The organism is Gluconacetobacter asukensis (assembly GCF_014174375.1).
Taxonomy (GTDB): domain Bacteria; phylum Pseudomonadota; class Alphaproteobacteria; order Acetobacterales; family Acetobacteraceae; genus Gluconacetobacter; species Gluconacetobacter asukensis.
In genome coordinates this window covers 119,633-140,729 of sequence record NZ_JABEQE010000011.1, presented here as the reverse complement: position 1 = coordinate 140,729, position 21,097 = coordinate 119,633, and the positions used below count along the sequence as shown (strand labels likewise).

General features: G+C 64.5%; 16 protein-coding genes and 1 pseudogene. 10 read left to right on the top strand and 7 right to left on the bottom strand.

Features of this window, described 5'->3' with window-relative positions:
* Positions 1-124 precede the first annotated feature (124 nt).
* Entirely contained in the window at positions 125-625 is a 501-nt protein-coding gene (locus HLH35_RS13485) for a GlcG/HbpS family heme-binding protein (RefSeq protein WP_182979618.1), read from the top strand.
* Positions 626-781: 156 nt separating this feature from the next.
* Here the strand turns inward: HLH35_RS13485 and HLH35_RS13480 are convergent, their stop codons facing one another.
* Both HLH35_RS13480 and HLH35_RS13475 read right to left on the bottom strand, forming a co-directional pair.
* Positions 782-2,182 carry a hypothetical protein gene (locus tag HLH35_RS13480; protein ID WP_182979617.1) on the bottom strand — a complete coding sequence of 467 codons (1,401 nt, stop codon included), beginning with the start codon at positions 2,180-2,182 and terminating at the stop codon, positions 782-784.
* A complete protein-coding gene (locus HLH35_RS13475) occupies positions 2,179-3,387 on the bottom strand; it encodes a glycosyltransferase family 4 protein (protein WP_182979616.1) in 1,209 nt (402 codons plus the stop codon). The genes HLH35_RS13480 and HLH35_RS13475 overlap by 4 nt, the downstream gene beginning before the upstream one ends.
* Positions 3,388-3,701: 314 nt before the next feature.
* Here HLH35_RS13475 and HLH35_RS13470 point away from each other — a divergent pair, with 314 nt between their 5' ends.
* From HLH35_RS13470 to HLH35_RS13445, 6 genes and pseudogenes are all read left to right on the top strand, one after another.
* Positions 3,702-4,166 carry a cupredoxin domain-containing protein gene (locus HLH35_RS13470; RefSeq protein WP_182979615.1) on the top strand — a complete coding sequence of 155 codons (465 nt, stop codon included), beginning with the start codon at positions 3,702-3,704 and terminating at the stop codon, positions 4,164-4,166.
* A 252-nt stretch (positions 4,167-4,418) separates the two neighbouring features.
* Positions 4,419-5,087: a class I SAM-dependent methyltransferase gene (locus tag HLH35_RS13465; RefSeq protein ID WP_182979614.1), complete on the top strand. Its 669-nt coding sequence runs from the start codon at positions 4,419-4,421 to the stop codon at positions 5,085-5,087.
* Between the two features lie 2 nt (positions 5,088-5,089).
* Positions 5,090-6,142 carry an amidohydrolase family protein gene (locus HLH35_RS13460; protein ID WP_182979613.1) on the top strand — a complete coding sequence of 351 codons (1,053 nt, stop codon included), beginning with the start codon at positions 5,090-5,092 and terminating at the stop codon, positions 6,140-6,142.
* On the top strand, positions 6,139-7,452 hold the full coding sequence (locus HLH35_RS13455) for a hypothetical protein (protein WP_182979612.1): 1,314 nt from the start codon (positions 6,139-6,141) through the stop codon (positions 7,450-7,452). The genes HLH35_RS13460 and HLH35_RS13455 overlap by 4 nt, the downstream gene beginning before the upstream one ends.
* A gap of 28 nt (positions 7,453-7,480) precedes the next feature.
* Positions 7,481-9,646 carry a GNVR domain-containing protein gene (locus tag HLH35_RS13450; protein ID WP_182979611.1) on the top strand — a complete coding sequence of 722 codons (2,166 nt, stop codon included), beginning with the start codon at positions 7,481-7,483 and terminating at the stop codon, positions 9,644-9,646.
* Between the two features lie 109 nt (positions 9,647-9,755).
* Positions 9,756-10,835: pseudogene (locus HLH35_RS13445) on the top strand (O-antigen ligase family protein); the annotation flags it as partial.
* Between the two features lie 278 nt (positions 10,836-11,113).
* On the opposite strand, the gene HLH35_RS20245 reads toward HLH35_RS13445, so the two are convergent.
* Genes HLH35_RS20245 through HLH35_RS13430 form a run of 4 tightly spaced genes read right to left on the bottom strand, consistent with a single transcriptional unit; the run spans position 11,114 to position 15,659 of the window.
* The gene (locus tag HLH35_RS20245; RefSeq protein WP_275944246.1) at positions 11,114-12,268 is read right to left on the bottom strand and encodes a glycosyltransferase family 4 protein; all 1,155 of its coding nucleotides are present in this window, start codon (positions 12,266-12,268) and stop codon (positions 11,114-11,116) included.
* A gap of 31 nt (positions 12,269-12,299) precedes the next feature.
* Positions 12,300-13,427: a non-hydrolyzing UDP-N-acetylglucosamine 2-epimerase gene (gene wecB, locus HLH35_RS13440; protein WP_182979637.1), complete on the bottom strand. Its 1,128-nt coding sequence runs from the start codon at positions 13,425-13,427 to the stop codon at positions 12,300-12,302.
* Positions 13,424-14,539 carry a polysaccharide biosynthesis C-terminal domain-containing protein gene (locus HLH35_RS13435; RefSeq protein WP_182979609.1) on the bottom strand — a complete coding sequence of 372 codons (1,116 nt, stop codon included), beginning with the start codon at positions 14,537-14,539 and terminating at the stop codon, positions 13,424-13,426. The genes wecB and HLH35_RS13435 overlap by 4 nt, the downstream gene beginning before the upstream one ends.
* The gene (locus tag HLH35_RS13430; protein WP_246385076.1) at positions 14,529-15,659 is read right to left on the bottom strand and encodes a polysaccharide biosynthesis protein; all 1,131 of its coding nucleotides are present in this window, start codon (positions 15,657-15,659) and stop codon (positions 14,529-14,531) included. The genes HLH35_RS13435 and HLH35_RS13430 overlap by 11 nt, the downstream gene beginning before the upstream one ends.
* 246 nt (positions 15,660-15,905) lie before the next feature.
* Between HLH35_RS13430 and HLH35_RS13425 the strand changes: the two genes are divergently transcribed.
* Genes HLH35_RS13425 through HLH35_RS13415 form a run of 3 tightly spaced genes read left to right on the top strand, consistent with a single transcriptional unit; the run spans position 15,906 to position 20,217 of the window.
* The gene (locus HLH35_RS13425) at positions 15,906-18,044 is read left to right on the top strand and encodes an NAD(P)-dependent oxidoreductase (protein ID WP_182979608.1); all 2,139 of its coding nucleotides are present in this window, start codon (positions 15,906-15,908) and stop codon (positions 18,042-18,044) included.
* Positions 18,041-18,730, top strand: a complete 690-nt coding sequence (locus HLH35_RS13420) for a class I SAM-dependent methyltransferase (protein WP_182979607.1) — start codon at positions 18,041-18,043, stop codon at positions 18,728-18,730. The genes HLH35_RS13425 and HLH35_RS13420 overlap by 4 nt, the downstream gene beginning before the upstream one ends.
* Positions 18,727-20,217, top strand: a complete 1,491-nt coding sequence (locus tag HLH35_RS13415; RefSeq protein ID WP_182979606.1) for a hypothetical protein — start codon at positions 18,727-18,729, stop codon at positions 20,215-20,217. Before HLH35_RS13420 ends, HLH35_RS13415 begins: the two co-directional genes overlap by 4 nt.
* Before the next feature lie 5 nt (positions 20,218-20,222).
* On the opposite strand, the gene HLH35_RS13410 is transcribed toward HLH35_RS13415, so the two are convergent.
* Positions 20,223-21,041: a phosphoenolpyruvate carboxykinase (ATP) gene (locus HLH35_RS13410; protein WP_182979605.1), complete on the bottom strand. Its 819-nt coding sequence runs from the start codon at positions 21,039-21,041 to the stop codon at positions 20,223-20,225.
* Between the last annotated feature and the right edge of the window lie 56 nt (positions 21,042-21,097).

Genomic DNA, 21,097 nt, shown 5'->3' with positions numbered 1-21,097 from the left:
ATCTCTGTCCCGTGCTGTTGCCTCTTATTTCTATTTTTTTCTCAAATATGACAGCCGTTCAATATCAGTTACGCCGTATCGGAAATAAGATTCCTGACCTTCATCTTGCAGGAGAATAAGAGTCATGATGAAGAAATTCCTTCCTGCGCTCACGATTGCGGTCATCACCACATGGGTAAACGTGGCACCTGCCGCAGGCGCCCCGCTGGCCCGGTCTGTCAGCACGCTCAGCCGCGCCGGCGCGCAGTTTGCCCTGCAGGCCGCGATGCGTAGCGCGACGCAACTCAACGCCCCTTGCGCCATAGCCATCGTCGACCGCTCTGGTGGCCTGATGGCCTTCGATCGCTTCGACAACGTCCGTGCCGGCAGCCCGGATCTGGCACTCGGGAAAGCACGAACCTCCGCGCTGCTGGAGCGCCCATCCGAGGAAACGGAAGACAATACCAACAAGGGCCGCACCGCCTTCGTCACCGCTGGATTCATGGCATTGCGCGGCGGCATGCCGCTGAAAGTCGGGGATACGGTCGTGGGTGCCATCGGCGTTGCCGGCGTCAAGAAGGAAAACGATGTCCGCGTTGCGACAGACGCCGCCCTGGCGTTCTCGAAAGAAGCAGTGGAGCACTGACCTGGTCGGTCACCCCCTCCGTCCGCCGTCCTGCGCCTGCTGCGCCTTCTACGTCGCTTCCAATGGCGCAGACGCTGGAGCGGATCGGCGTGCATGATCTCGACATCGGCCCATGGCTGCATATCCCGCGACCCGGACTATCCCGGATTGCCTGGTTCACTCCGCCTCGCAGGGCAGCGCGACCGATACGGTCCGGCGCGCGCGATGCCAGAGCCACACTGCGATCCAGACAGCGAAGATCGTATAGCCGTCGGGGGTGAGGAACACCTGATTATTGGCCGGGAAATAGAACATCATGGTCGTCGTAAGCGCGAACAGTATCGCGGCCGGATCGCTCATGCCCGCGGCTGCCTCGCGCCACCAGATGCCCCACATATAGCCTATGAGCCCCAACACCAGCGCCGCGCCGGGAAAGCCGACATCGTTGGCAATCCATGTCACCAGCGTCGACCAGTAATATTCCTCCAGCCACTCGTGTTCGCCGTTGCGGTACGTGTAGGTGCGCAGATGCGGCGTGTGATCGCCGGTCAACGTTTCATACATGGTGAGCGCCACCGGAGAATGACCGACGCCGAACGAGGATTCGAAGGGGTTCCGCAGCGCGAGGTCGAGCCCATAATAGCCGGAGCAGGTGGAGAGAATGAACAGCGTGACTCCGAAGCGCTGCTGAGGCGGCATCCAGGTGATCCACGGATTGGCGAGGTCGGCGCAGATATTCGTGGCATTCGCGCAGACGCTGCTGCGCGGGAGATGCCGCGCATTGAGACGAAGATCCTTGCGCTCGGTATAGAGAGCCTGGGCGGCATACACGAACAACGCCCCCGCCAGGGCCCAGCGCCAGAAGCGGCGCAGGAGGACCGTGCCGCGATAGCCAGCCGCCCAAGCGCGGCCGTATAAGACAAACATGGCCGAAACGCCGATCACGAACAGATCGGCGATTTCCTTGTCCGTCCCACGCATGAGGGAAAACACGATCGAGCAGGCGGCGGTTACGGCCACTGAAAGCCGACCACTCCAACCAATATCGCGCCAGCGCAATATGCCAAGCGGCAGCACGGCGTATACAAGCGGCGCAAAAAACGCGCGCGCCAGAGCCATGGCGGTGTGATGGCCGGCGGTAGTCACCAGATTGGCTTGCAGCCGCCGGTACGCAGCACCCTGGTCGCTCATGGCGTCGAGCAGTTCCCAGGGGCCCCTGCCCGTATAGGTCATGCAGGAGGGCGTCAGTAACAGAGCCGCGGCCAAGGCGCCAGCGACGAGCAGCAACCGTACTCCGGACAGAGGCGCGGTCAGCCTTGTCGGGCCTTTCGAGCCCGTCCATGCGGCGGCGCCGATCAGGAGAAGGCAGGTCGAGACGTAGGCGACAAGCCGCTCCCATTCCTCGATATGATAGATCGGCCAATTGATAGGCCAGATCAGGAAGAGCAGAAACGTGGCCGCGATCCAGCCGAGCACCAGGAACAGGGGCAGACGGGGAATGCCGGTGGGCGTAACCACCGGCAGGAAAGCCGGGCTCGCGAGCCGCCGGACAATTCGGGATTGAGGCGAAATCATCATGTCGGGCTAGCGCTGTCGAAAAGACCCAAGGTTCGCCGCACGCCCGACTGAAACGACAAATGACGCTGATAATAGTCGTGGCCGGCGTGCCCCATGGCCTTGCGCGCTTCCAGGGGCATATCGGCCAGGGATGCGATGGCTTCCGCGAGGGCGCGCGGGTCGCCGGGCGGTGCAACGACCGCGGCTTTGGATTCGACGAGCAATCGCGCCGCCTCTCCCGCCAGGCCCGCGACGATGGGCCTGCCCATGGCCAGATAGGCCTGCACCTTCGACGGGACCGTGATGGCGAAGAGCGGATGGTCGGCGAGATGCACCAGCAGAGCGTCGGCCTGGGCGAAAATCGCGCCTATCGCATCCTTGCTGACCGGGCCGTGGAACTCCACATTCGTCAAGCTCAGGGCTTCGGCGCGGGCGCGCAGTGGCTCAGCCTCCACGCCGCCACCGTAAAGCCGGATCAGGATATCCGGCTTCCGCTCGCGCAACCGCGCCGCAGCGTCCAGCACCGTCCCAAGATCCTGGGCGCGGCCGAGATTGCCCCCGTAGACCACCACGAAATGATGCGGTGCGAGCCGAGCTTCCCCCTCATTGATCGGAGGCTCGGCTTCCGCCCAGTTCCGGATGGTGACGAGCTTGTCGGCCGGAACGCCATGGGCGTTCAGCGCGGTTTTCATACCTTCCGACTGCGCCACGATGGCATCGCTTCGCCGATAGACGAAGCGGCAAAGCAAGCCGACCAGCCGCATGGAGCGCCGTCCGCCCGCCATGCCCGTGGCCGCGAGCGTGTCGGGCCAGAGATCCTGCACGTCGAGGATGAAGGGCAGCCGCCGCAAGAGGCCGGCAACCGCCGCGGCAAGCCCTACGGTGATGGGCGGGTGATATACGTAGGCGATATCGAAGGGTGTGCGCCGAAGCAGAAGATAGACGAGCGCGGAGAGAAAGAACGAGAGATAGTTGAAGGACCGCCGTAGCGACGAGGAGTCGTGGCTCGGATAAAGCGGCAGCCTGACGACATTCACGCCGCCTATCACCTCCTTGTGGATCAGCCGCAGCCTGTAGCCCGGATAGAGCCGGCCGGTGGGATAGTTCGGGAAGCCCGTCACCACCGTCACCTCATGCCCGGCCGACTGCAAGGCGCGCACGAATTTCGCTCCCTTGATGACGTGCGTTTCGGGGTCGAACCATTGCGTCAGATAGACAATGCGCATTCGGAGCCTCCGCCGTCGGTTTTGAACCCGTCGGCACGGCGGAGGGACCCAACGAGGGGTTGCCTTGGCCTGCTATCCGGTATGGTGCCGGGGAAAGCCGCGTATGTCATCGAAAGAAAGCCCGCCTGTCCCGTTTCTCCACCAAAGGAGCGCACTGCGCCAAGCAGGCGGGCGCGCCCCTTCCCCGGTTCCTTAGTGGCACCGCGGACGCAGTACGGTTCATCGTTCCGGAGTCCTGCGTCACAGAAATCGAGGATCGGCTGGAAAGCCCAACCGCGCGAAGAGGCCCGAGAACAAGAAATTTGGGGTACGATATGGCTGGCCTGCTTGTTCTGAACCTTTTCTCCCCGTTCGGACACAAAGGGAAGATCTGCCGATGGAAGGAGGACAAGGTGACCAAAACCAATCGGATCGATGCACGCCTGAAAGCGCGCCTGACGGTAATGGCCGTCGCGATGCTGCTCGCGGCCATGCCCGCCGCTATCGCCGCCACCGCAGCCGCTCCCGCCGCCCCCGCTCAGGTCGGCGGCCACGAATATACCGTGGTCATCGACGATATGGATTTCGGCCAGACACCGGACAATGCGAAAATTGGCGACACTATCGTGTGGGTTAACCGCGACAGCGTGATGCATTCGGTGACGGCGCGCGACCACAGCTTCGATATCCGGCTCAATCCCGGCCAGAGTGCGAAGATGACTCTCTCCTCTTCCGGACGCATCGCTTTTTTCTGTCTGTTCCACCCGTCCATGCGCGGTGTGCTGAATGTCGCGCCATGATGGCGTTCCTGGCCGCCTGATTCGATCTCTGCTCCCCTCCGCTTCCATGAAACGCGAGGTCACGGAGTGCTGTCGGATGGTCCATGATTAATCCGATATCGGAATTTATACCCCGGGGATGCCAGCCGATATTGTCGCCACTCTTTGAATCTTTGAACGCTGCAGAGCCCTCCCGGAACACAGATCGCACAAGGTGCGAGAGGCGTCGTGGAGAATGGTCATGGTCGAGAGCCCCGGTTTGGACGCAGCGGAATGACGGTGCTGAACGTGCGGGAAGGCTACCGCCTCTGGGCCGCGACTTATGCCAACGAAAACGCCATCTCCTCGCTCGAAAATGGGCTGGCAGCGGCAATGACGCCGTCCCTCGGCGGCTTGCGGCTGCTTGATGCCGGGTGTGGGGTCGGACGCCGGCTGCACGAGGCGGGTGCCGCGTCGGCGCTTGGCGTTGATCTCAGCCCCGAGATGCTGGCGGAGGGTGCCGCGCGATACCCATCCATCGACACGATGGCGGCGGATATCCGGCAGCTTCCGCTGCCGGACGGCGGCTTTGACGTGATCTGGTGCCGTCTCGTGCTCGGACATCTGGCGGATTGCTCACCCGCCTATCACGAACTGGCGCGCGTCGCCGGAGCGGGTGCCCGTCTCGTCGTTACGGATTTCCATCCCGATGCACACGCCGCGGGGCACCGCCGCACGTTCAGGAGAGCCGGCGCCGTCCACGAACTTGAACATTATGTCCATGATGTCGCCGCACATCTGAACGCGGCGAAGGCGGCCGGTTGGCGGCTTTCGGCACGCAGAAGCGCGGCCATAGGCCCCGCGGCCCGGCCGTTCTACGAACAGGCCGGCTGTGCCGCGCTTTATCCGACGCATCAAGGTCTGAACGTCGTGTTGGGCCTCGCCTTTATGCGAGAGGCGTAGGCATGCGGCTGCTCATCCGTGCCAGGAACCGTGAAATCGCCGTTGACGCTGGTAAAATCATCGATATTCGGGGTGACTTCGACCTGGTCTTGAACTTTCCTGATGCCGAGATCCGCCCCGGCCTGATCAACGCCCATGACCATCTGCACCGCAACCATTATGGGCGCCTGGGCCATCCGCCCTATCGGAATGCCTATGAGTGGGCGCTCGACATCCAGGCACGGGAGGCAGACCGCATCGTCTTGGGGCGCGCACGTCCCCGCCGTGAAGCATTGCTGGAAGGCGCATGGAAAAATCTGTTTTCCGGCGTGACCACCGCGGTCCACCATGATCCGTGGGAAGCCGATTTCGATGCAGGATTTCCGCTCAAGCTGGTCCGCTTGCGAAATGCCGACTCGCTCGGCATGACGCCGGAACTGGCAGGCTCGGTCGGGGAAGGTCCATTCTGCCTCCATGTAGCGGAGGGCGTGGATTTCCGTGCGGCGGCCGAAATCGACGCACTTGCCGAACGCGGGGTCCTGGGGCCGGAACTCCTGGCCGTGCACGGCGTAGGTATGGACGCCGCGAGCCGCCGCCGCTTCCGCGCATCAGGGGCTGCTCTGGTCTGGTGCCCGAGTTCAAACCTCTTCCTGTTCGGGCAAACCGCGTCCGAAGCTCTCCTGGCGGAGGGGGTGGACGTGCTCCTGGGGAGTGATTCCCGTCTGACGGGTTGTGGGGACCTGCTGGACGAACTTGCCTGCGCGCGCCGCCTCGGAATGCTCGACGACGGCAGGCTGCTTGCGGCGGTCGGCGCCACGGCGGCGTATCGCCTGGGGCTGCCGGTACCGTCACTGGAAACCGGTTCGATGGCGGACCTCGTCATCCTGCGCAAACCCATTCTCGAAGCCTGCGCCGAAGATGTTCTTTTGGTCCTCGTGGATGGCGTTCCCCGCGTCGCCCATCCGTCGCTCGGCGCTTCTCTCGCGCCGTTTTTTCAACACGCCGAGGAGAGAACCGCAGGCGGAGTCGTCCGCTGGACGGCCCTCCCCGCGGCAGCGTGGACGCCGTTACAATGAATCATATTCGCGTCTGGACCGTGTTGCTCGGCACGATGATCGGAATGCCCGCCCTTGCCGACGAGCCAGCACCGGCAAACGTCACCGCGACGTCCCCTTCAACCGCCAGCACAGATTTCGATCTGTTCTCCAAAAACACCGTGTCGGTGCTGGTGGACTGGCGCCTGGCGGTGGCCAACGGCGCAACCTCTTTCGTGAATGGCGGCTTTGGCAAGACCCGTCTGCAGGGTGACGGGAATGGCGGCTTCAGCACGATCTTCGCCCCGTTCGAGGCGGATGTGGTCTGGAACCCCCGGTTCGGCAAAATGTTCAGCGCCAACATCTCCGGCGCCTGGCAGCGCGGTCATCATGACGGTTTCGACCTGATGGAAGCGTTTCTCAATTTCCTGCCCGACCAGTCCCACAGGTTCCGCTTCTCGGGGAGAATGGGGCTGATGTGGCCCGAGATCTCGCTGGAGCATTCCACCGGCGGCGCCTGGAGCGTCGTCAACACCATTACGCCGTCGGTGATCAACTCCTGGGTCGGGGAGGAAGTCAAGGTTCTCGGTACCGAAATATCGGTGCATACGAATCTGGGGGATCATGATTTCGGCCTCACCGGCGGTGTGTTCGGCTGGGACGACACGTCCGGCACCCTGCTGTCCTTCAGGGGCTGGGCCCTGAATGACATCAAATCCACCGCTCTCGGTTCCTTCCGCCTCCCGCCGCTCAACAATTTCATCACGCTCCTGCAGCAGCACAAGACGGACAACACCATCGAGATCGACCATCAGCCCGGATGGTATGCGCGGTTCGACTGGCATCCGCCGCAGCCCGTCGACGTGGCACTGTTTTATTACGACAATCGCGGGAATCCGCAGGCATTCACAGCCGCGGATCAATGGGGCTGGCGCACGCGGTTCTGGAACCTGAGCGTCAACGTGCGCCTGTCGCGGCGGACCAAGCTCCTGGCGCAGGGCATGACCGGATCGACCATCATGGGCTTTCCCGAAAACGGGCAAAACTGGGTCCACACCGATTTCCGCTCGGCCTATGTGCTGATCGTGCATGATTTCGGGCCATTGGCCCTCACGGGGCGGATCGAGGGATTCCAGACCCGTGAGCATGGCAGCGAAATGCCGCCGTCCAATAACGAGGATGGCTGGGCCGCCACGGTAGCCGCCCGCGTGCCCATCGATCACTACTTCACCGCCTTCGTTGAGGCGATGAACGTCAACAGCCGCCGCGGAACGCGCGTTGCGCTGGAGGGGCTCGCCTCGCCCTTCGAAAGCCAGGCCGTGTTCCAGATCTCCCTGCGGGCAAAAATTTGAGCCATCCCATGTCAACGGAGCGCCGGCGGTGAACAGTATTCCCCCGCATTTTCTGAGTCCCTCGGACCGCCTTGTCACCGTCCCTAAGGGCGACAGCACAGGGGAGCCCCACAAGGCCCGGTGGAGGCGGATTCTGCGCCTGGTGATATTCTGGCGCTGGCTGCTCGCCGCGGGCGTCATTGGCGGCGCTTTGCTTGGAGGGCTGGTCTCGCTGCTCACCATCCCCCGATACACGGCGACCACCGAGCTGCAGATCGCGCGCGAGACCGCGCAGATCGTGAATCTCGGTGCCACGGCGCACGATGTCTCCATCGGCGACCAGGAATTCTACCAGACCCAATACAGCCTCCTGCGGTCGCAGGCCCTGGCCGAGCGCGTCGCGAGCGATATCGGCGCGCCCGACAGTCCGGATTTTTTCGAGATCTTTGGAAAGCGTAGGGAATTTTACGAAAACGCCGGCGCTTCCGGCAGAGACAGGCGCCGCGAGATCGCCGGCAAGATCCTGCTGAGCCATGTGACAGTGGTGCCGATGCACGGCACCAGCCTGGTGGATATCGACGCCACGACACCCTCACCGGCGCTCTCGAAAGATATTGCGCGACTCTGGGGCCAGGATTTTATCGCCGCCAATCTCGATCGCCGCCAAGCGGCGGCCGTCTATGCACGCCGGTTCCTCGGCGAGCAGATTGCCGATCTCCGCGGGAAACTGGATGAAGCCGAACTACGCGCTCTCCAATACGCGACGAGTCAGGACATGGTGGACCTCACCTTGCCCAATAACGGCCAGCGACCGGATGGCTATGACCCTGCCCAGGCCAGACTCCTGGCGAGCGATGCCCTCGTGACCATGAGCTCCGCCCGCGTTGCGGCCACCACCGAGCGCATAAACGCCGCCAGCCGCCTCGCCGCCGTGGGCGACCAGCCAGGTGCCAGCAGCGACGCGCTTGCCTATCGGGCGCTCGGCCTCTTGCGCAAGGAACGCGCTGATGTCGCGGCCCAGTACGAGGCGGCGGCGGCACGGCAAGGCCCCGACGACGCATCGACGAAACAGCTTCGCGCGCGGCTCGTTTCCCTGGATACGTCGATACGGGCCGAAGGCGGCCGCGTGCGCACGGCCCTCCAGCAGGCCTATCAGGGGGCGCTCGGGCGTGAGCAAGCCTTGAGCCTGCAGGTGAACGCCATCAAGGAATCGCTCGCCGAGCAACGCAAGCGTTCGATCCAGTATGCGATCTACCGGCGCGAAGCCGACAGCGACCGAATGCTCTACGAGGCGCTGCTGCAACGCTCCAAGGAAATTGGCGTCGCCGCCGTGCTGGAAAGCAACAACGTTACCCTCGTCGGCGCCCCCCGCCTGCCAGACCGGCCCTCCTCGCCGAATATCGCGGTGAATCTGGTGCTGTTCACCTTGGCAGGTACGCTCATCAGCGTGATCGCGGCACTGTTGCTGAACCGCATCGACAGGGGGATCAACGAGCCGATCGATTTCGAGGAGAAGCTCGTCCTGCCGCTTCTCGGGGTTGTGCCGAAGCCGGCAGTTCCGGAGGCACCGAGCGGCGGGACCACGGAGATGCCGTTCGCCCTGGCGGAGGCTTATCTCGAAATTGTCGCGAATCTGGCCCTGTCTTCCGTGCCGCCGGAAGTTCCGGCTTCGATCGGCGTCATCTCCACCTGGACACGCGAAGGCAGTACGGCGACCGCGATCGCCCTGGCCCGGACGCTGGCGCGCGGCAGGCGGAAAGTCGTCCTGGTCGATGCCAATCTCCGTGCCCCTTCGCTTCACCTGCCATTCGCGCTGGAGAATGGCCCCGGTCTCGCCAACCTCCTGTCGGGCGATGCGAAGCTCGACGACGTGCTCCGTATGACCGCGATTGAAGGACTGTCCATCATCCCGGCGGGCGATGCGCCGGATTTCCTGGTCGCCAACGGGCTGGAGCAACTTCTGGCGGAGCTGCGGACCCGCTTCGATCACGTCATCGTCGATTGCCCGGCGCTCGACGGCCATGCCGAGGCGCCACTGATCGGTGCGGCGACCGCCGCACTCGTCTACGTGGTCGCAGCCGGGGTTGCGCCGGTAGCCACCATCCGCATGGCGCTTCGCCGCCTGGGCGATACCAGGATATCAGGCGGCATATTCACGATGTATGCCCCGAGAATCCGGCAAGACAGCGTCCTCAAGCTGTGGAAGCAAGCGTGACGTCTTCGCGAAGCCGGAATTGCATCCCCCCGCCGCATGACGGGCAAAAGCCCGCGATCCAGCGTTCCGCCATGGCAGGCGCGGATTTCGAAAGAGACCGTGGCAGGATATGAGCAACACTCTGGATGGAGCGGCTGTCTGGCGGACACGGTTCGCGAGAGGACTCGAGACGACCGGCCGGATGGCAACGCTTATGCTGCCGGTTTTCCTGGTTCATTTTCGTGGCGTGGCGGAAGCGTTGCTGGATGTACTCGGTGGGGCTTTTCTGCTTCGAAGCATCCAGACCCGCCAATGGGCCTGGACCAGGTGCGCCTTCGTCCTGCCGGCCTTCGCATGGTGGGGCTGGATTGTGATATGCTCGATTCCTCATATCCATGCATTGACGCCAAAGGCCATCGGCGCGTTCATCCAGGCTATCGTGGCGATTCGCTTTCCGCTGGCAGCCTTCGCGCTCGCCTTCTGGACCTTGCGCAATCCGTCGACGCGATCCTGGCTGCGCCGGATCATCGTCATCTCCGTTGCCTATATCGGCGCGCAACTTCTGCTACAGGCCGTCAGCGGGCATAATCTCTTCGGCAATCCGCGCTTCGTAGACGGTAGTTTGACCGGCCCCTATGACAAACCGCGCGCTGCGGCACCATTCTCTCGGCTGGCCCTCCCGGTCGCGCTTTGGCTGGGGGCATGGCTTCTTACCCATGCGCGAAACGCCTTTCTACGCCGCGTGGCCTTCACGGCGATATTACTACCGGTCGTCGTGCTGCTCATCCTGGCGGGACAGCGCATGCCGTTTGCGGCCTTTCTGCTCGGCATCGCTGTCGCGACCGTCATATTGCCGCAACTGCGTCTTCAGGCGTTGGCGGTGCTCGCTCTGTCCCCTGCGATCGCAGCCGCCACCGCCGTGATCGCGCCCCAGGCGTTCGAACATTTGGTCAGGAAGACCGCTTCGCAACTCGGCGATTTCGCTGCCTCGCATTACGGACTGATCTACAATCGCGCGCTGCTGATGATCGGCGCACATCCATGGCGGGGCCTTGGCTACGATGCGTTCCGGCATCACTGCCGCGACGAGGCGTTCCTGCGCGCGGGCGCGTTCGCATCGGCGGCCGATGGCGGCGGCAGCGAAATTTGCGTGCAACATGTACATAATCACTGGCTTGAGGCGGCGACCAATGGCGGGCTGCCGGGGCTGCTGCTGTTCGCTCTGATGATCGCCGGATGGCTATGGGCGCTCGCCATTCCCCTGAAGCGGTCCGCCATGCTGAGAAGCGACCTTACGGAACGTGCGTGGCAGGCGGGGCTGTTCGCCGCGTTCTTCGTCCAGGAATGGCCATTCTCGTCGAGCAGTGCGTTTCTCAACATGCCGCTCGGTGGCGTGGCTTTTCTCCTTCTCGGGATCGGACTGCGATACGGGGCGGCGGCGGCGATTCCAGAAACGACCTGCCGTGATTCACGAATGAACGATTTCCCTCACGCCGTTACGGCTTCAACCGCCCTTCGAACATGGAAAACTTCATCCAGACATGTCTTGGCGGCATGGCGAACCCCCGGTCCTCCCGCAAGCGCCTCGGCTGCCCGGAGAAAACCGTGCGCGTCCCCGAACGGCACGGCACGGCCGACGCCGTAGCGTTCCAGCAGGAGTGCAAATTCGCTTCCCGCCTCGACGGCAGCGACGACGGGCAGGCCGGCTCGCAGATAATCGGTCGTCTTGCTTGGAATGGTGAACGAGGTCACGCCGGGTACGGTCGCGACCATCCCCACTTCGCAAGCCCCCAGCAGCTCAAGATAGGAATCGCGCTCGAGAGGCGGTCGCCACAGCACGTTTCCATGGGCCCGCGCCCGAAGCATCGGCGCGAGGCGCCCCTCGCCCACGAACAGGAACAGAAGCGGCGAGCCGCTCGTCTGCCCGAGCGCCGCCGCTGCCAACATCTGCTCAAAGCCTCGCCCTTCGACGAGCTGTCCACCAAAGACGGCGATCGGACGGTCCTCGGGAAGATTGTGCAGGCGGCGTATGGCCGCGCGGTCCACGGGGGGAACCGGCGTCGCGTCCGACCAGATCGGAGCGACACGGACCGATTGCTCCGGGCGCACGCGGAATCTCCGGCGCAGGTACTGGGCGTTCTGGGGCAAGGTGCAAATGAGAGCGGTGAACGCTCCCATCAGGCGCTGCTCCCATGCTCGGGCGATCCAGTATGGCGGCCCGCCCGGAACGAGCCCGATTTCACGATGATGGTCGGGAAAGAAATCCCATATGAAAAGAAGCCGGCGCTCGATGCCCGCGCGGCGAATCGTGTCAATGAAGGGAGCAAAAGCCAGTGCCGGCGCCCAGGCAATGAAGACATCGAACCGGGCAAGGTCGAATCGCGTACGGGCCAACCGTCCCGCATGCCGGCCGGTCATTACGAACTTGCTTGCATGACGCAGCAGCCGTCCGAACCCTTCCAGAAGGCGTGGCGCGCAGCGCACCACCCGTATCCCCTTCCATTCCTCATCCGTACCGTCCGCGTCCTCCGAGGCCGCGTCCCAATCGACGAGCAACACCTCGACCTCGTGCCCTTCGGCCTTGAGCGCCAGAGCGAGTTCGTTCGTCAGATAGGAAGATCCGGGCCTGGTCGGAAATTTCATGCAGGCCATCAGGAAGCGCATGAGGCCACCGTCATGATTCTTTCCAGACATTCCGGCGGACGTAATCGGTGTAACTCAGAATGATTCGTACCATCTTCCTGGAAACGTCGGTTACGGCGTAATCGGCAGGGAGAGAAGGCCGCCATCCCGCCTGCCGGTCGAGAACGACGATGCCCCGCAGCACGTTTTCCAGCCGCAGGCCGGTCATCATCACCGCAGCCTGCTCCATCGCCTCCGGCCGCTCATGCGCCTCCCGCAAGTTCAGCGCCGGAAAGCCGAGGATGGACGACTCCTCACTGATGGTACCGCTATCAGAAAGCACTGCATGCGCCTTGAGCTGCAAGGCATTATAGTCGAAGAATCCAAAAGGTTTCATCAGCCTGACGCGCCTGTCGAGGTCAAGCCGCGACGCTTCCAGCCGCTTGCGGGTGCGCGGATGCGTGCTGACGAGAACCGGTTCGTCATAAGCGGCCGCGACGCCGCACAGCGTTTCGACCAATCGGGCGATCTGAAGGTCGGACGCGACGTTTTCCTCCCGATGGACGCTGACGAGAAAATACCGGTGCGGTTGCAGCCCCAGCCGGTCGACCGCATCCGATGCCTCGATTCTCGCGCGATAGTGATTCAGCACTTCCCACATCGGGCTGCCGGTCTTCACAACGCGGTCCGGCGGCAGGCCCTCCGCCAGCAGGTAGTCGCGCGCGATTCCCGAATAGGGAAGATTGATATCCGCGGTGTGATCGACGATGCGCCGGTTCAGTTCTTCAGGCACGCGCTGGTCGAAGCAGCGATTGCCCGCTTCCATATGAAAGATCGGAATGTGACGGCGCTTGGCTGGAATGACCGTCAGGCAGGAATTGGTGTCGCCGAGCACCAGCATCGCGTCCGGCCTTACCGCTTCGAACACTGCGTCGGCGGCGATGATGGCCTTGCCGATTGTCTCCGCCGCAGAGCCGCCGCCAACACCGAGAAAATGGTCGGGAGGGCGCAGGCCGAGATCGCGAAAGAATATTCCGCTGAGTTCATCGTCGTAATTCTGGCCCGTATGGATCAGCAGATGGTCGGTCGCCTCGTCCAGGGCCGGAATCACGCGGGAGAGCCTGATGATTTCCGGCCGCGTCCCAACCACCGTCACGACCTTCAACGCGCCCTTGCTCATACTGGACACGGATATGTATCGGGTCGGAGCGGGTCGAAGGCCTCGTTGGCCCATAATAGGCAGACCAGCATATCCTCGCCTCCATTGGTGACGTCGTGTGTCCATCCCGGGATCGTCTCGACGATCGTGGGCTCTCCAGCACTCACCTTCACCTCGAACCGCTCGTCGCTCGAAATATTGCGGAATCTGAACCTGGCCTGGCCATGGACGACGAGAAATTTTTCGACTTTCGAATGGTGGTAATGACCTCCCCGGATCACGCCGGGGCCGGAGGTGAACACCGAGAATTGGCCGGCCGCCTGTGTCCGGAAGACCTCCATGAAGTTCCCGCGCGGATCGGTATGCGCGGTCAGCCCATAGGTAAAGGCCGATTCCGGCAATGCGGCGACGAACGTGGCGTAAAGCGACCGTTCGAGATGCGATTCCATATCGCCGATCCGGCCGAGGCGTCGATCTTCGGCGAAGGCCGACAGAATCGAGGCCACCTCGCCCACGGTCGTCTCATGGACAGGTCCCGCCTCATGAAAGCCGCTTTCGACCATTGGCCGCCGCAGCAATCCGCACCAGTGCTCGGTCAGATCGTCGATATAGAGCAGCGACAACGGCGCATTCGGATCGTCTATCCTGATCGGAAGATCGCGCGCGAAGTTGTGGCAGAAGGTGGCCACACACGAATTATAGTTTGGCCTGCCCCATTTCCCGAAGACGTTCGGCAGGCGATAGGCGGCCACCACGGCCTCGCCGCGCCTGTCGAGCTGGAACAGGGCTTCCTCGGAAGCCTTCGTCGCGCTGCCGAAAGCCCCCGGCGCGGTGATCTTGCGCGACGAACTGTAGACCACGAGCGGGCACCGTCCCGCCTTCGCTATTTCCGCTGCCAGGGCATGGGTGAAGCGCACGGACCGGTCGAACTCATCGGGCTCGCGCGGCCTGATGGCGGCAGCCAGATGGAAGACCGTGTCCGCATGCGCCAGCGCGGCCGCGATCTCCGCCTGTGTGCAGCCCCGCATGAGAATCCGCACATCATAGCCCGCTTCCCGCAGGCGCCAGACGAGATTGCGGCCTATGAAACCGCCGGCGCCGGTTACCGCAACGACCCGCGCTTCAGAACGCATCAGGCTCACCACCGGCAAGAAAGGCCTGCACGTAAGGCAGGTTCCTCAGCATCGCGGCCATTTCCGAAACATCCATAAGGCGGGCATTGAGCGAGTTGAAATCGTCCAGCCGCGCAGCCGATGGTTTGCCGCTTCTGAAATGCACGTCGTAATTCAGGTTGCGGTTATCCGGCGGGACACAGAAATATGTCTCCCGGTCCTGCGCGACCGCCATCTCCTCGCGGCTTAGCAGCGTTTCGAAATGCTTCTCGCCATGACGCGGACCGATGATGCGGATCGGGTGATCCGGCCGTCCCATGACCTCCAGAACCGCCTGGGCTAGTTTCTCGATCGTCACGGCAGGAACTTTGCGGACCAGAATTTCGCCGTTTCCGCCAAACTGAAAGGCATCCAGGCAGAGTTCCACCGCTTCATCGAGCGTCATGACAAAGCGCGTCATATTCGGATCGGTGATGGTGATCGGCTGGCCGCGCCGCACCTGATCCATGAAAAGCGGCACCACGGAGCCACGCGAGGCAAGCACATTGCCGTAACGGGTGCCGGTTATCACCGTCCGCTTGCCCGATGCCTCGCGCGACTTCGCGACCATTACCTTTTCCATAAGGGCCTTCGACATTCCCATCGCGTTGATCGGGTAGACCGCCTTGTCGGTCGAGAGGCAGACGACGCGCTGCACGCCCGCGCGAATGGCGGCATCCAGAACGTTCTGCGTCCCGGTCACGTTGGTGTTTACGGCCTCGATCGGGTGGAACTCGCAGGACGGCACCTGCTTCAGCGCCGCGGCATGGTAGATGAAATCCACGTCCCGACAGATGCCTTCCATCGCGCGGAAATCGCGAACATCCCCGACATAATGTCTGATCCTGCCGTCGGCGAAGCGCCGGCGCTGCTCATCCTGCTTCTTTTCATCCCGGCTCACCACCCGCACTTCCGCCACCGACAACGCAAGGAAATGCTTCAGAATCGTCGAACCGAATGAGCCTGTGCCGCCGGTGATCATGATTGTAGCGCCCGAGAAGTTCCTCGGTTCCGGGAGCTCGGCGTGAAGCTGCGCGCCGCCCGGAACGCACTGAAGGTCCACGTCGCCAAGCTTCGTTTCAGTGGCGATCGGCGTACGCATCCAGTCCATTCAATGCCTGCCTTCCCTCAATCTTGGGATGAGTTCCTTCCCGGCGCCCCCGCGTTCATCGCAACCGTCCGATTCCTGCACGCGGCACGCACAGCCCTCGACCCAGGAGGACAGAATAGCCGGCACGCAGGCCTCTGCCGGCCGTCCGAATTGAACTTTCCCCGGTGCTGAAGCCACTCACGTCATTATGGACGCACCAAGCAATCCCGGACTCCTCCCGGCCCTGGCCTCCGACGCATGACGCGCGCGGCACCGATCCGTGCACTCGTCGTGGGCGCCGGGGTAACGTCATGCCTGCTTCACCTGCCCAGGCTCGCGCAGTTGCGCGACGCCGGGCGGCTTGCCCTCGTCGAGATCTGCGACGTGATGGAAGAGCGCGCCGTCGCGGCGCGGCAGAAATTCGGCTTTTCCCGATGCAGCGGCGATGCCCTGTCCGGCTTTGAACGCGCGGATGTCGATGCCGTCTACCTTTTCGGTGACGCGCGGATGCACTACACGCTGGGCATGGCGGCGCTGGAGCGGGGCAAACATCTCTTCGCCGAGAAGCCGATCGCCCCGAACTACGCCGCGGCCTGCCGGTTGGCCGAAATGGCGCAAGCGCGGGGGCTGGTCGCCTGTGGCGGGCACAACCGCCGCTTCTACCGCTCCATGGGCGAAGTGCGGCGCCTGGGCGGCAAGGCAGGCTGGCACTCCCTCGAAGCCGTATTCCACAAACCATCTCACGCTGTTGCCCCACCCTTCGGCGCAAGCAGCTGGCTGACCGCCAATGGCATTCATGCCCTCGACGCCCTGCTGTTCATAAACGGCAGCCTCCCCGATCATATCGCCACCAGCGTCAGGCCCAACGCCTATGCTGCGCTCCTGCAATGGCCCGACGGCGCGCGGGGCAGCTTCCTCTGCGACAACAACGCAGGCGAGCGGCGGGAGGCATATGCCTTCCATGCGGCCGGCCTGACCTGCCGCATCGACGAGGAGGCGTTGCACGTCGCCAGGGCGGGCCAGACGCACACCACGCCCATGCCGGGCCTTGATGACGGGTTCGCGGCCGAGCATGCCGCATTTCTGGACGCAATCGCGCAGCGCACGGAGCCGCCGCACGGCATCGCGGCGCTCGCCCCGTCGCTCAGGCTCGCCGAACTGATCGAGGCCGGTTTCAGCGGTAAGGTGGACTGGCCGGAGACATCCCCGGTCCGGCCAGTTGCCGCCCCCCGATGGTTCGACAAAAGCCCGTCCGATGACTGCTCTCCCGAAGACGGACCTGTCGGCGACGGGCTTTCCGGCGCCGGGTCCATGCTGGTCGTCAATGCGCGCGGTCTCTCGCTGGGCCGCGTCACGACATCCATCGACCGGCCGATCGTGGCGATCGAGGACGTGCTGCGGTCGGCCCGGCCGCGTCCGGATATCGTGGCGGCGCTCATCGGAACCGGACCGCGGGTGATAACGGACGCGCTCCTCGATCTGATGCCCAACCTGCGGGTTGCCGGCCTCGTCGGGCTCTCCTTTGCGCGGCACAATCCCGAAGCGCTTCTCGCGCGGGACGTGGCGCTCGTGAACGCCAGCCGCACCTATGCCGAGAATGTCGCCGAATTCGTCCTGGGCCTCGCGATCCTCGGCCGCCGTCGCGGCTTCGCCTCGCATCAACTCATGCGCAACGGAGGGTGGGGAAGCGCGGTACAGCCAGATGGCTGGCGGGGAAGCGCCCTGAAGGCGGCACGGGCGGTCCGCCCCGTCGCGGCCCGCATGGGGCTGGAGCCGCTGCTGCGCAGGGGCTGGCGGCAGGCCCGGCCACTCCACGGCATCGCGCCGGCCGCCTCCACGCCCACGCGGGCGTTGCATGGCGCGACCACGGGGCTGATCGGCTGGGGCGAGAACGCACGGGCGCTTGCCGTGCGCCTCGTCGCTGCGGGCGCGAAGGTCCTCGTGTTTTCCGAACACGCTCCGGTCGGGGATATCCGGGCGGTGGGTGCCACCCCCGCCGCCCTGGGCGAGGCCCTGGCGGCGGACATCGTCTCCCTGCATCGCGGCCTCACGCCCGCGACCCGGCATTTCCTCGGCAGCGCGGAACTGGCGCGGCTCAGGCCCGGTGCGGTCCTGATCAACGTGGCCCGCGCGGAGCTGATCGAGCCCGGCGCGCTGCTCGCCCGCCTGAAAGCCGGTGACATCTTCGCCTGCATCGACGTGTTCGATCGCGAGCCTCCGCCCGCGCGCGATCCCCTCCGGCGCCTGCCGAACGTGTTTCTCACCTCGCACATAGCGGGAAGCGCGGAGGAACTGCGGGCCGGGGCGCTTGCCGAGGTGCTGCACAAGATGGAGCGGCATCTGGGCGGGGCGCCCGTCCGACTGGTCACCCCGACCCGCCTGCGGACGATGACATGAGGCCCTTCATCCCGGCCGCGCTGCGGCCTCTTGCCGCCGCCATGCGCCGTCGCCTGCGCAAGCCGGTCGCCGGGCGCTTCCAGCCCTATTCCTTCACGCTTCCAGACCGCTATCCGTGGCTGTTCGACTTCGCGGCGGAAGCCCTCGCGGGCAAGCCGGCCCCACGCCTGCTGTCTTTCGGATGCTCGCGCGGCGATGAGGTGTTCAGCCTCCGCCAGCGCTTTCCGGACGCGCCGATCAGAGGAATCGACATCAACCCGGCGAATATCGACGCCTGCATCGCCCGATCGCGGGGCCTGAACGACGACCGGCTGAGCTTTCAGGCCGCGCCGGACACCGGTGCCGAGCCTTCCGGCCATTACGACGCGATTTTCTGCCTCGCCGTCCTGTGCCATGGCGACCTGACCGTAAGGCGCGCCCGCCGGAGCGGGAGGCTCATGCGTTTCGCCGATTTCGAGCGCGCCGTGGACGGTTTCTCGCGCTGCCTCGCGCCCGGCGGCCTGCTTTTCCTCCACACCACGAATTTCCGCTTTTCCGACACGGCGGCCGCCGCGGCGTTCGACGCCGTGCTCGAAGCTCGGCCGGATCAGATGGCGACAGACCTGCTCTACGACCGGAACGGTCTGCTCGTTCCGAACGGGCGCTATTATCCTGTAGGGTTCCGGAAACGGGGCACCGGCGCGTGACACGCCAGATGAATGCCGTCCAGCAAAACCATCGCCGCCTCGTCGGGGCGATCGAGGCGCGTTTCGACGTGGCCCGGTGGCGGGGCGGAGATGTCGATCTCTGGCCGCTTGCCGCGACGGACCTGTTCCTCGACATGTTCGGCGCCGCGGGCGGCAACACCGCGCCGCCGCCCCGGCCTTTCCTCCACCGCGCCGCCGCGAGCCTCGCCACCCCGCTCACCAATGTCTGGAAGAGCCGGAAGGACCTGCGCCACTGGCAGCCGCGACCGGTGCCGGCCGATGCGATCCTGCTCGGCGACGGTGTTTCGCTGGACAGGGTCGCGGGCTCCTGGCGCGACCGCTACGGCGAACCGGTGATGGCAACCCTCGATGGGCAGGGGCTTGGAACCTTCCTCATGCAGCCGGGCGGGCTGAACCGCCTGCCCTGGCTGCGCCCGACCTATGCCGCCAATACGGTCGCGGTCCGCGCGGCCCTCACGGCGGCTCTCACGGGCGCTCTCCGGCCGGCACGATCTCTCGATCTGCCGGATCATGCCCCGGTTCTCGAATTCCTGCACCAGGAAGGCGTGCGTGCGCCTTCGCTCCATGCCGAGCGGCTGAACAGGCGATTTCGCACCGTCTTTGCCGCAGCCACGCTCTTTCAGCGCATTCTTCGCAGGGTCAGGCCCCGGATCGCCTTCGTGGTCACGTATTATGCAGGCCTCGGCCACGCTTTCGCCCTCGCCTGCCGGCGAGAGGGTATCCTGTGCATCGATCTCCAGCACTGCCCGCAGGAAGGGCACCGCGCCTATAGCTGGCACGGCCTTCCGGCATCGGGCTATTCCACGCTCCCCGCGATGTTCTGGTGCTGGGGCGCCGAGGATGTGGCACGGATCGCGGATTGGGCGCGGGCCCCGTGGCACGGGGCGATCCATGGCGGCCACACGCAGCACGCCGCCCACGCGAAGGTGCCGGGTCCGCATCCAGACCCGGCCTTCGATCGGGAAATCCTGGTGGCATTGCAGCCGATCGGCGGATATCGCGCGGTGTGGCAGAAGCTGGCGCGCCATATCGAGGCATCCCCCGCAAGCTGGCGCTGGTGGATACGCCGCCATCCGTCCGCCTCCGCGTCGCAGGATGCCGAATACAGCGATCTCCTGGCTCTCCGAAGACCCAATGTTATCGTCGAGGAAGCCTGCCTGCTGCCCCTCACCGCGCTGCTCGAACGCGTGAACGTGCTGGTCTCGCTCGCCTCCGGCGCCGCCGTGGAGGCGGCGGCCTTCGGCATTCCCGCCCTGTTTCTCGACCCGGCGGCGGCCGGCGCCTTCCCTGGCCTGATCGAACGGCGGCAGGCGGTGCTGGCGGATGTGGACGGGTTGCTGCCGCAGATCGCGGCTTTATCCGGCCGGAGGGAGCGGGCGCTTTTGGACACGATGCCGCCCATCGCCGAGACCCTGCAGCAATTGCACGGCATGGCCGCGGACTACGCCCGCCGGCGCATGACGTGACCAGTCTATTTCATCGCATCCTGCGCCAGCCGCCCGATCAGCGCATCCATCGCCGCGTCCGGATCCCGGGCTAGCGTCAATCGCCATGCGCCCCTGGCCACGATCGCGCTTGCCGCGCTCGCGGACGCATGGGCCAGCAGATCGAAACCGGGTTCCAGCCGCGACAGCGCGGCCGCCGCGATCGCGGGTTCGATAGGGTCCATCCGGATTGTCTCGCCCCGTTCCAGCACCACGACAACCGGGTGGTCCGCTACGGGCGGCTCGGCCGGAAACGGCGCGGGGATCGCCGCCTTCAATTTCCCTCCCCTCAACCGGGTTGCCGCGATGAACCCTGGCGCATCGTCGGGGAACACATGAACCGGGCGCGGAAAGCCCCAAATCCGCAAGCGAGGCTGCAACTGGATGTACACGGTGTCGTCGGAAAGAATGCGGAGGTCCCGCCTCATTGCAGCGAGGGTGAGCGTGCTCTTCCCACTCCCGCTCGCGCCCGTCAGCAGAATCGCCCTGTTTCCCAGGACGATTCCGGCCGCATGGAGCGGTGTCCGTCCCGAGCGGGTCAGCAGGAATAGCAGCAATGTGTCGGTCAGTTCCTCCGCGAGCTGCCCGGGCCGCCCGATCAGATATTTCGGAACCTTGCAGGTCGCGAAAAGAATTCCGGCATCGGCCCATCCGTCGATCCCATCTCCGCTCATGCTCAGAAAGGGCCCGTCGACATCGATGCGATGGGAAAGGCCGGCGTCCGTATCAATGATGTGCAGGTCGATCGTGATGGGCGCCCCGTCCGTGCGGGTTGCCGGACGCCAGGCTGCATATGCCTCTTCCATCGTCGCCAGAAGATCCGGATCCGATGTCAATATCCTCACTGGCCGTTCCATGATCG

Coding starts and splice junctions, on each gene's coding strand:
- HLH35_RS13485 (WP_182979618.1), top strand. CDS start 125: ATGATGAAGAAATTCCTTCCTGCGCTCACGATTGCGGTCATCACCACA.
- HLH35_RS13480 (WP_182979617.1), bottom strand. CDS start 2,182: ATGATGATTTCGCCTCAATCCCGAATTGTCCGGCGGCTCGCGAGCCCG.
- HLH35_RS13475 (WP_182979616.1), bottom strand. CDS start 3,387: ATGCGCATTGTCTATCTGACGCAATGGTTCGACCCCGAAACGCACGTC.
- HLH35_RS13470 (WP_182979615.1), top strand. CDS start 3,702: ATGGCTGGCCTGCTTGTTCTGAACCTTTTCTCCCCGTTCGGACACAAA.
- HLH35_RS13465 (WP_182979614.1), top strand. CDS start 4,419: ATGACGGTGCTGAACGTGCGGGAAGGCTACCGCCTCTGGGCCGCGACT.
- HLH35_RS13460 (WP_182979613.1), top strand. CDS start 5,090: ATGCGGCTGCTCATCCGTGCCAGGAACCGTGAAATCGCCGTTGACGCT.
- HLH35_RS13455 (WP_182979612.1), top strand. CDS start 6,139: ATGAATCATATTCGCGTCTGGACCGTGTTGCTCGGCACGATGATCGGA.
- HLH35_RS20245 (WP_275944246.1), bottom strand. CDS start 12,268: ATGAAATTTCCGACCAGGCCCGGATCTTCCTATCTGACGAACGAACTC.
- wecB (WP_182979637.1), bottom strand. CDS start 13,427: ATGAGCAAGGGCGCGTTGAAGGTCGTGACGGTGGTTGGGACGCGGCCG.
- HLH35_RS13435 (WP_182979609.1), bottom strand. CDS start 14,539: ATGCGTTCTGAAGCGCGGGTCGTTGCGGTAACCGGCGCCGGCGGTTTC.
- HLH35_RS13430 (WP_246385076.1), bottom strand. CDS start 15,659: ATGCGTACGCCGATCGCCACTGAAACGAAGCTTGGCGACGTGGACCTT.
- HLH35_RS13425 (WP_182979608.1), top strand. CDS start 15,906: ATGACGCGCGCGGCACCGATCCGTGCACTCGTCGTGGGCGCCGGGGTA.
- HLH35_RS13420 (WP_182979607.1), top strand. CDS start 18,041: ATGAGGCCCTTCATCCCGGCCGCGCTGCGGCCTCTTGCCGCCGCCATG.
- HLH35_RS13410 (WP_182979605.1), bottom strand. CDS start 21,041: ATGGAAGAGGCATATGCAGCCTGGCGTCCGGCAACCCGCACGGACGGG.